At 59.4% G+C, this 10,282-nt stretch carries 6 protein-coding genes; 2 read left to right on the forward strand and 4 right to left on the reverse strand.

The window, feature by feature from the left end; all coding sequences use genetic code 11:
* The 4 genes from NLI89_RS21135 to NLI89_RS21150 all read right to left on the reverse strand — a co-directional run.
* Nucleotides 1-1,329 (reverse strand): recombinase family protein (locus tag NLI89_RS21135; protein WP_368077315.1); only part of this gene is annotated, 1,329 nt, incomplete at its 3' end.
* 249 nt (nt 1,330-1,578) lie between these two features.
* On the reverse strand, nt 1,579-2,853 hold the full coding sequence (locus NLI89_RS21140; RefSeq protein WP_254688732.1) for a hypothetical protein: 1,275 nt from the start codon (nt 2,851-2,853) through the stop codon (nt 1,579-1,581).
* 687 nt (nt 2,854-3,540) lie between these two features.
* Nucleotides 3,541-4,506, reverse strand: coding sequence for an SAM-dependent methyltransferase (locus NLI89_RS21145; protein WP_254688733.1), 966 nt, complete (start codon nt 4,504-4,506; stop codon nt 3,541-3,543).
* A gap of 102 nt (nt 4,507-4,608) precedes the next feature.
* The gene (locus tag NLI89_RS21150; protein ID WP_254688734.1) at nt 4,609-5,511 is read right to left on the reverse strand and encodes a hypothetical protein; all 903 of its coding nucleotides are present in this window, start codon (nt 5,509-5,511) and stop codon (nt 4,609-4,611) included.
* A gap of 560 nt (nt 5,512-6,071) precedes the next feature.
* On the opposite strand from NLI89_RS21150, the gene NLI89_RS21155 reads away from it, so the two are divergent.
* Together NLI89_RS21155 and NLI89_RS21160 are read left to right on the forward strand one after the other, a co-directional pair.
* On the forward strand, nt 6,072-9,737 hold the full coding sequence (locus tag NLI89_RS21155; protein WP_254688735.1) for a MobA/MobL family protein: 3,666 nt from the start codon (nt 6,072-6,074) through the stop codon (nt 9,735-9,737).
* A 166-nt stretch (nt 9,738-9,903) separates the two neighbouring features.
* Nucleotides 9,904-10,140 carry a hypothetical protein gene (locus NLI89_RS21160; RefSeq protein WP_253070032.1) on the forward strand — a complete coding sequence of 79 codons (237 nt, stop codon included), beginning with the start codon at nt 9,904-9,906 and terminating at the stop codon, nt 10,138-10,140.
* The last annotated feature ends 142 nt before the right edge of the window (nt 10,141-10,282 follow it).

The raw sequence follows: 10,282 nt of genomic DNA on the forward strand, positions 1-10,282 counted from the left end.
CAGGCGCGCTTTCTCGGACTCGCGGTCGCCAAGGAGCTTCAGCAGGGCGGGGCTGGCCACCGCTGCCAGCATGTTGGCGGCCAGCGTGTCGATCTCGCGGGTGACGACGGCGAGGCGGTCGATGATCGATTGATCCTGCCTCGCCGACGTGCTCGTCAGCCGCGCCAGCTCCCGCTGGAACTCCTCGGCGAACAGCCGAGCATGATCCTCGGTCAGCAACTGGTGTTGGAGAATCGAGAGGGTCGCCGTTTCGAGGGGGCCCTTTCGGACCGAGACCGTGTTCGAGCAGGTGCCGCGCTCCTTCTGGCCGGCGCAGCGATAATAGTCCTTGCCCGAAATAGTGTAGCCCGACCCGCAACAGCTGCAGCGGATGAGTCCCGACAGCAAGTGCTTCCTGCGGTTCTGACGGGCGACCGGAACATCGGTGCTGGGACGCGAACGCTGCTTGATCTGTGTCTGAACCGCGCTCCACTGTGCGTCATCGACGATGCGCAGTTCCGGCACGGCAACCTCGATCCATTCTGAATGTTCGCGTAGGCGATAGCGTCGCTCGCGCTTTTCGCTGTCGGGGTTGCGACGCCATTGCCGGCGTCCCCATACCAGCCGGCCAACATAAAGCGGGTTGTTGAGAATGCCGGTCGCCTTTTTCGGGTCGCCGCGGACCGTAGAGGCATTCCACTGCCCGCCACGTGGGCCAGGCACGCCGTCGGTATTCAGCTTGGTCGCTATCTGGATGGACGAAGCGCCGGCCGCGAACTCGGTGAATATGCGCTCGACGATGGCGGCCTGCGCCTCGTCGATCTCGAGCAGGCCACGAATACGCTCACCGCGGTCATCAAGGCGGATGACCCGCCTGTAGCCGTAGGAGCGACCACCGGCGCACCGCCCCGCAAGCACTGCCGCCTCCATGCCGCGCAGGGTCTTGTCGACGAGGTGTTTGAGGAAGATCGCTCCCAGCAGCCCGGCAACCGCGAACTTGATCTCGTCGACATGGCCCTCGCTCACGGTGTGCAATTGCACACGGTGGTAGGCCAGCTTCTTGCCGAGCCACGCGACATCCTCCGCATCGCGCGCAAGCCTGTCGAGCGCTTCGCAGACGATCAAGTCGACTGTTCCCGACTCGATGTCCGCCAGCAGTTTCCTCAGGCCCGCCCGATCACGGCGATAGCCGGACTGTTCGGGGTCATGATACGTCGCCATCACGGTGCCGCCAACATAGGTGACGAGCTTCATGCACGATTCGGTCTGATCAATACTCGAAGTGGCCGTCTGCATCGCGGTCGAGTGGCGCCCGTAGAGGACGATGCGGGGGGCAGGGCGCATCAGCATGGCAGAGGAGCACCTTCTGTCAGGAGTATATTAAGCGGCGGGCGTGCCGGGATCATTGGTTGCCCGCGAGGCGGGCGCGCAGCGTTCATAATGGTCGGCTGCCGCCTGCTTCGCCATCAGCCGGACGAGCTTCGCCATGCCGATGGCGAAGGCCGGATTGGCAGCGTCGGGTGGGGTGGCGCGAACAGGAGTGGCAGCGGGTCTCATCCATGATGGGATGACGACTCGGACGATGAGTGAACAGGGTATCTAAAACTCGCCGTTTCGCCGCAACCACTCTGGCATTAGCAGCTGAAACTGCTCGAGACTGGCTGCTGGCATCGGTTCCGCCAGCCGGGACTCAACGCGGTCAAGCAGCGTCGATCCAGAGTTATTGTCCGAATTGGTACTCCTGTCTCCCACATTACGGTCGCAGCCGCTGATGGCTTTCAGCGCACTGGCGGTGCGGCACACCTTCGCGCGGCCGCCCACGGGAACGGCTGGCACGGGTGAGAGGGCTGGAAGACCGCAACCGCCGTCCAGCGCCTTCATGGCCTTTCGCACCTGCCCCTTGAGGCAGACAAGGTTTATCGCGAGGACGGTAACCGCCTCGGGAACGGACATGCCGAGTTGCGCCTCGGCAAGGGTCTCGCGTCCGAAACCTTCTTTACGTAGCATCGCAGGCGTAATGGCCGTTAACGGGGCTATTTCGGTTCGTATTGCGCGAACGAGCGCAGTGAATGCGTCTCCATGGAGATCGACATCGCTGAGCTGCTCAGAGATTCTTTCGGCCATTTGCAACAGCCGGGGATCATACTCGAACTGCGCGGACGCGAATGCCTCCTGCGGCGTGTCGTAAACTTTGTCGCGGTCTAGCTTGCTCAGGAGCTGGTCAAGGCTTTTTGCAGGTCTGGCGAGACGGTCGGCAAACAGGGCCCCGCGCTTTACCCAAATCGGATCGTCGATATCCAGGCGGGGTCCCATCGGCTCGGTTGCCATACGACGGAGATATTCGGCAAGCATGCGTGCACGAAGGGCCCCGATGAGGATCGTGTGATCATGAACCACACTCCGGATCAGGCCCGCGTGCTGCGGCGTCGTTTCCGCCAGCTGATAAAGCCCGAGAAGGTTTCCACGGACCAACCGCCGCCATCCTATAAGGCATGAGTCCCGCAGGATATGCAGGTTGGCTGCGTGACGATCGAGGTCCAGCCCAAGGTCTTTTTGCAGTTGTTCCGGTTTGTCGATGTTGCAACCGCCGAAGAGCATCCGGGTCACCCACCATTTTGGGTTACCAGCCGGGCGATAGCGGGGCGGCACCGTCAACTTGGTCAATAGGGAGGGAGTGGCGACGTTGCGTAGATCGCTCTGCGAGCCCTCCCAAACAATACCGGGGGTGGGTTCGGGCAGGGGTGACGCGTCGATAGCAGTGCTGGAGTGCAGCCCATTGGCATCGCTTGTCAGAGCCGAGCGAATGTAACCTATCGCGCGTGCCTCGATGTCTGTCGATATGACATCAGAGGCCAAGACCGCATGCGTCGCCATGCGCGATGCACGCAGGCGGGTAGCCGAACGCGGCGTAGATAGAACGGAAGTCGTCATGAGTTGTACTCGGGTCGGCGAGACCGCTTCCGGTGCCCCGCATGCCCGAACCTCGCGATCCAAGCCGGCCCGCGCTCACACGGGCGGGGAGAGGAAAGGCAGGGTTGATAGCGCGCCCCGGCAACCTATCGTGCAACCACTCCGAGCAGCAGTCGAATACCTGTGCCTCGTTCGCGCATCTCAAAACGAGGCACGATGAATATAATTCGCGAAACGCCTCATGTCCAGCCGATAAATTTTAGTTGCGCCAACAGCACGTGGCGGACTGCGTCCAACGCAAGACGAGTATAATAGGCGCCGCTGCGAGGCTGATCGTAATCGCATGGCCATGGTGAAAGCGCGGAACCTTTTTGCGAGCGGGTACGGTTGGTGACAGCGTAATCGCTTAAGCGTCGGCAAAGCATTGGGCGTCAAAAGACGGAGCGCTCGCTCTCCCGCCCACGCCGGGTGTTCTGTTCTGGCAAGCCATTTACGTCAGCGGTGTATGGTCGAAATGCGAACACGCTGTTCCGGCACACCGCCGAAAAACTAGGTTGATTTCCGAACTGTCGCGATCTGACAGACACTGAGGTTTCTCCCGCCGAAATGCCGATTGTATTCGATGCTCGGGAGGAACCGTAGCTTCAGGTACTAAAGCTGTTTGGTAATGATACGCGAGCTACCGTTGATTTTCGAATTCTTTAACTCCCACTCGCGATATAGCGCGACGATTTCGGACTTCGCGAGGCTGGGATTACCTGCAACGTCGCCAGTGACTCTAGCGAAGTCAAGTTGTTCCATCACGTGCTTGACGTTCCCCTGTATGAAATAATGCGCAGACGGGCTCTTGGAAAAGTCCTGATGCACTCGACCGGCCTGTCCACCTACGCGCTGAATTGCGAAATCGGCACATTCCTTCGTCGTGAATTTGAAGTCGGGGTGTCGCGTCTGGACTGGGCGCAATTTGCGGAGTTCCGGCTTGCGACGCCAGATCTGGAATACCGCTGGCACATCGTACGGCTTGGACCGGAACAGGAATGCGTCGGCAGGCACATCCCATTCGCGCACCAGATGGAAGGAACGATCAAGCCGGTTCACGATCGATGCCTTCCGGAACGTCCTTGGTAGAATGAACGCAATTACGCTGGACTGGCGAGCAGCATGGTTGAAGAATCGGACTGCTGTGCTGGAGTTCTTGCCAAAAGGCGGATTGCCGATGATTGCAATTGGTCGGTCAGTTTTGATTATAACGTCGAGAAAGTTGGCGTTAATGATGCCAGGGTATTTAGGTTCGATATCAAAGGCGATACTGCCGCTGGGCAATATCTTGTAAAACGATCCCGTCCCGGCGCTAGGCTCGACCATTAAGTAGTCAGAAGGATCGAAATATTCTTTGAAACAGTCGTAGAAAAAGGCGGCGACATCTGGTAGCGTATAGTACTGATCGTACTTCCTGTCTGACGCGCTATTGTCGTTGCTTGCCGCTCGTTTCGTCATGGCTGACGGCTTTGGTTCGAACGTCAACTTCGGGGAGGATGAGGCGGCCTTCCGAAGGCCGCTTACCGGATGTGTCGAAACCCTGGAGGCTGTGGTCTTAACGTCGTTGATCTTGCCCATCGTCTTTGCTCCTCATTCATGTCCGTATGTTCGACGAAAAAATCCCGGCTGCTCGACAATTTGAGCCGAGCAGCCACTCGCATTTGCTTCCCACGAATGAACTCACGCGGGCTCGTCGTTGTCATTGGAAGCGTCAGACCGCAGGCTCGCGAAGGCATCGAAAACATCGATGACGTCTGCCCGCGGTGCGGCCGGGTGGACGTCGCGCTGTTGCGCCTCGGAGGTGCGGCGTACCGCCTGTCGCTTCCTGACGGTGGGCAACCTCTGACCAGCTTCACGCGCTGCCGCGTTCTCGGCCTCCCTCTCGTCATGAAAGGCCCGAATCACCTTCAGCATGGCGCGATGAAGCTTCAGTTCGAGCGCCTGCTCGCCTGCGTAGCGGTCGAGCCGGTCGAGCATCTCGCGACTGTCTTGTTCGCGGGTTTGGCGACGCTCGTTCAGGAGGATACGCCCCTGATCGTCGAGTGCGTTTTCGAACGCCAGATCCTGCTGCAGATAGGGTGAGACCGCGCGCGCGAGGGCATAGAGAGGACCCAGCGCGATACCGGATGCCTGACGGCCAATCTCGACCATGATTCGGTAGACGACCACAGCGCGGAGCTGGTCTGCACTACGTTGACGGTCTGCTTGGGCAACTACCTGTTCCTGCTTCGCCTGCACCAGCTGCGCTTCCAGACGGGCGACTTTATCCATTGCCGACTGATGCTTGGTCGTCGCTGCTTGCACTGCGCCACGTGCGGATGGCCGGGCGCTGTTCTCCGGGTTCTGCAGACTGGCCGGGACTGGCGGCTGGTCGCCCTGTATCCAGGCAATCCATTGGCCGGCATCGATCGTTGCAGGCAGGATGCCGAACAGCAATTCGGTGACGAGATCACGTCGCGCAGGCATATCGATCAGAGCGGCGATCCGGTCCATACTCCACGGTTGCCGATTGGCCGTGATGCCTAGTTCGACGGCGAGAGCAGCGAGCACATTCGTGATGGCGGGATCGGTTTTATCGGTCATTGTCTTTGGCTCCTGATGATGCAACAGTGCGTCATTGGCCGTGTCTTAAGGCGGCTGACCGAACCCCGGACAGGGTACCTAAATCTTCATTTCACACAGGCGCGGATGTGCGCGCCTTCACCCATGAAGTGCTCACCCGCACATGCGTGTTCGCGTGCACGTGTACGCGAGGGGGAGAAAACAGTGGGAAGTTCAGGTTTTTGTGCAAAGCTGCAAACAACGGCTCAAGCCGTTATTTGCGCGCGCTGCGCTATAATCGGATTTCCGCGTGCGGAAGTCGGGGGCAGGGTCGGCCTGCACGCCGAGCGCGCAGGGGTCCTCTGGCTGTGCCTCCGGAAGGCGGGGCAGGGGCAGCATATCTTGGGCGATTGTTAGTTACCCATTACTGCGTATCGCCATTCGGGCATGCTGGTTGTCGCACCATCATCCTGGACACCGAGATGCCCGTTCCCGCCGACATAACTCATATGACCGAAGCGCTGCGTCGACGTATCGATTGGCAGGAGCGGGAAGCGCTTGTCGGGACAGTCAGACCCGGACGGGAGCGTGGAATCCAAGCCGTGACGAGCCGGAAGTCTCGTTGGGTCGGTACCATCAATCTTCAACGACCGGCTGCCGGCGAACGGCCGACCGCGGCGAACGGCGCAACCAGTTTTCACACGCGCCTTTCGACGATCTCCAGAAGCGACGGCGTGACCGCAGCAGGCCGTAGTTCAGTCAATGCTGCCGTAGGGCAAGAACGGTATCTTACCGACAACTGGGCCCGTGAATTGTCGAGGGCAGCAGGTTCCGAGCGCTATGTCGTCGACGGTGATCAAGCCGATGATTCAGTCAACGACCCGGACTCTCGCGTCGTCTTCATTCACTCGAACATCTCGGACGTTGGCGTAGAACGCATCGCGTTCTGGGAAGAAGCTTGGAAGGTCGAACGCAAGGCCGGCTTGCCGCGCCTGCGGTTGAACCTGACCACGATGAGCGAAAGCGATTGGGAGACGCTGAGCGCCGACCCGAACGCCCCGGCAGCCCTGATTAACATTGTTGCGGCGATCAGGAGAGGCGAGCAAATTGATCAAGGTCGCTGCTACGTCCGCGACGGTAGCCGATTGCTGGAACTCGAGCTTCGACAAGAAGATCTCGACTGGGCAGGACAGCTTGGCACAACCTACGGCGCGAACCTGAAAACACGAGGGTTGCACTTCGTCCGACCACGCTTTGGGCAAGTGCAAAAGCAGTTCGTAGCATCACTGCCAACCGAGCTTGATGCCGCCGCGCATAGGGACATCGTCACACAGTTTGGTGCAGAGCTTGACACCCTTGGCCTTCCCTTCACAGCAGCACTTCACAGACCCAATGGCTACAACCACCGCGCCAATCATCATCCTCATTTCATATTCTATCCAGCGATTTGCAGGCGCGGCGCGGACGGTCGCTTTGATCTTGCTTCGGGCCGCAAGCTCCGTCCTGGCGAACTGGCGGGCTGGACGAAGGAACGTCGGCAAAGCACGTTTCATCAAACCAGTGCCAGCGCAGACGTTGTTGCCCTGCGCAAACGTTTTGCCGACATATGTAACTTCCATCTCACGCGGGCACGTTCCGGACGGTTGTACGATCCGCGCACCTACGAACAGATGGGCATAGCAGCGGCGCCGATGATGTCGCTCGGCAAGGCGGCTTCGGCGTTGGTGAAGGCGGGCATCGATGTGCCGAAAGATCGCGACAATGCGCAAACATACTGGTCTGCACGCAAGCTCGAGCTGGCCAACCGTTCGCGCGAGCGCCGTGATCGTCACGTCGAAATTCTTAAGGCCTTTCGAGCGGTCGAGCCGCGTGTTGGCGACGTGCCGATGGCAAAGCTGCGAGACGAGCTCACTGGCATATTTCAACATATCGAAGAAGGCCGTGATGCACTTGATGAGGTGGCTCTACAGCTTGAAATGGCTTTGTCAGCGGCAGTTCGGCTGGCCGAGAACTGCGCTCGCCTTATTGCGGATATCGATGCCGGGCTGGCGAAATCGGCGGATGTTCGAGAGCGGAGCAGGATCGCGGCCAGGCACCAGCTGGCGCTCGCCCACATGGACGAAATTGAGCAGGCCATCGCACCGTATCAAGCCACAGCGAAACACCATACCTTGGAAATGGAGCGCCTGGAAGCGCGGGCTCAAAAGCTGTGCGACCGGATTGCGTTAGAGCAGGCCTGGGTTGCCGGCTCGGTGTTGGCCGCGCGGCATATCACTCGCCTGTCACCGCACCGGCACTTCGACAAACTCATCCGATATATCCACCGGCATCCACAACAGGCTGATGACGCTACGACGTTTGTTCACCTGTGGCGTGAGGACGGGCGCACGCAGTTTAAGGGGCTCAAGTCGCTCGACCTTGAGTTGCTCGTAAACCCCGCCTTTGCGTTTCGTGCAGACCGTGCTCTGGAAGCGGCCATCTTGGCGCAGACCGACGGCGTTGAGCGCCTGCTCCGCTACGTCGCGAAACACGGTGTTGACCAACTTGAAGCCCGGACACGGCACCCGAAAACAGCCAACGATGCGATAGCAACACTTAACCGGCGTTATGGGGCGCATCCGCTGTTTCTGCGAGGCCGCTTCGACGCTGACGTTGCCTTCGTCAACAGGAATGCGCCGAACGAGAAAATCCTGATTGGCGAGCCGCATGCGACGCAAGAACGCGGCGAGATGATGAAACCCGTAACGGATCACTCGACGGTAAAACTGGTGTCGGCACTCTCGCCGCTACGTGCCGGTTCAGACGGAGTCAGCGCTGCTGTTGTCCCAGTCGCGACCCGGACGTTTCGGCCAAACGACGCCGGGCTGTTCGCAAAACAACCGACATCTGCAGAGACCAAGTCTGTGGAAACTACGGCCCCGATTACCGCCAGTTGGAATCTTGACGAGGATGTCAGGGCCGCACTGGGCGCAGCAAACTTCTACCCACGCTTGAGCGGCGAAGACGATGGTGGACCGGGATCGATTTCTGGGGCGGACGTCCAGGCCCCTGCCATGGAAGCTCCAGATACGAGGGGGAAGGATATCGCCATAAGCCAACTCCCAGAGGTTGAATTAAGCGAGAATGATCAAGTCGAAAACGAGGCGAGGATCCATGATCGTCCCGTCCAAGAATCTGAAAACATCGATTTTACTGCGTCGCCAAAACTGCCGAATACCACTGACAAGCCGATGTCGGCTTCTGCCGCTCGCATAAAACCGATCTCGGGCGATGCGGTTGGACTAATCGGTCCCGACAACGTTGCGACTAAAGCCGCGCTCCAGAATGAGCCAGACACACCCGCGCGCATTAACGGTCCCCCGTCGGACAATCCACTGACCCGTTCGTCAGATGAAGCTTCTCCGAATAGTTCGGCTAAGCAAGCGAGCGCCGTTGATCACACTGAGCCAGCGCCAAAGCTAACAGACGATCGCATCCCACGGCGTCCGAAACGCCGTCCAATTTCGCCGGTCATCGCGATGGATCCCGCTTCTGTCGCGGATCAGGAGACGCTGCCCCGCGGGGAGAAGCAGTTGGAGACTGAAGAGACTGGGAGCGAGGACGGGATCTATTCGAAAGCAGACGACAGCCATATGCCGAAAACGCCGGCGAAAGGCGAAATTCGCGTAAAGTCATCCACAGAGCGTGCCCGCGATATCGCTAAAACTCGGACGGTTGATCGAGCGGCCCCTCCGATGCCAGTAAAATTTCAGAACGGTGCATTACTTGACATCGCAGGTCGTCCTGTAGACGGCCGAGCAACGCCGACGACGTCGGCGCGTGCGCAAGCGATGCTTCCAAATAGCAAACCTGTCGGGCGCACTCACTCGGCCGTTGAAGAGGCACTCTTTCCTGAACCTTGGCTCTCCAATCAGTTAGCCGCCCACCGAGAGTCACTGCAGTATCGGGCGTTGCCAAGCCCGCAGCGCGATCTTCTCGATGAAGCGGCCGCAATGCCATTGCATTACCTTGGGGCAGGTCTTGGTGCGATCGTGCGAAGCGACGATTGCATCAATATCGGCTTCAGTTCTGCAGCGGTCTGGGAAAGCTTTCGCGCGTTACGGGACATTCCCGGTGGATGGCAAATGCTCAACGCCGTTGCGCGGCCATCGTCAGCAAACGATAAATTTAAGTCCAATCTTCAATGGAGCCGAATACTCATCGCAGATCAGGTCGAGGCAGAAATGCCGAGTTCTGGTATTGGTAGACCTCGCGATCGCGGGCGCTGACACCGTCAATGCCTGATTAGAAATATCAAGTCCAGCCAATGTCTCTGTCGTGATTGTCCTACTACCCAAAAGATCCCTGATACGAAGTTGAAGCCTGAGGAGCGTCGGGTCGTGATGGGAAGGAGCAAAAGGCAGTTCGCCTGGGCCCCCGCGACGCGGAGGACATATGGACGGTCTCAACAACGTGCGGGCAGCGCACGAGTATTGGGCAGGTTTGCGCGGTATCGTCGCCCGGCTCGATGGATTTATCTCGTCACTGGCCGATCGAAGGATCGCACAAACGGCCTGCGGCGGCGAGCAGGTCGAGTGGCGCATGACCATCACGGAGGTCGCATATCTAGCGGCGCTAGCGGAGATGGACTGTGCATGCGCGCGCCGCCAGATCGCTCAGGTGACATTGTGAGAGGCGGCCGTCGGCTTGTCCTACCGCCTCACTGGACGACCGTGCGCGGCTTGTGGCTGCGATCGTCCGGTCTGAACGGAAGTGTGCTGACCGACAGCGAAACGATCTGGACCTTTGAGCAGCGGCGCGTGATTGAGGTGGA

The sequence above is a fragment of the Sphingomonas faeni genome, assembly GCF_024273235.1.
Lineage (GTDB): Bacteria > Pseudomonadota > Alphaproteobacteria > Sphingomonadales > Sphingomonadaceae > Sphingomonas > Sphingomonas faeni_A.

Coding starts and splice junctions, on each gene's coding strand:
- NLI89_RS21140 (WP_254688732.1), bottom strand. CDS start 2,853: ATGGCGACGCATGCGGTCTTGGCCTCTGATGTCATATCGACAGACATC.
- NLI89_RS21145 (WP_254688733.1), bottom strand. CDS start 4,506: ATGGGCAAGATCAACGACGTTAAGACCACAGCCTCCAGGGTTTCGACA.
- NLI89_RS21150 (WP_254688734.1), bottom strand. CDS start 5,511: ATGACCGATAAAACCGATCCCGCCATCACGAATGTGCTCGCTGCTCTC.
- NLI89_RS21160 (WP_253070032.1), top strand. CDS start 9,904: ATGGACGGTCTCAACAACGTGCGGGCAGCGCACGAGTATTGGGCAGGT.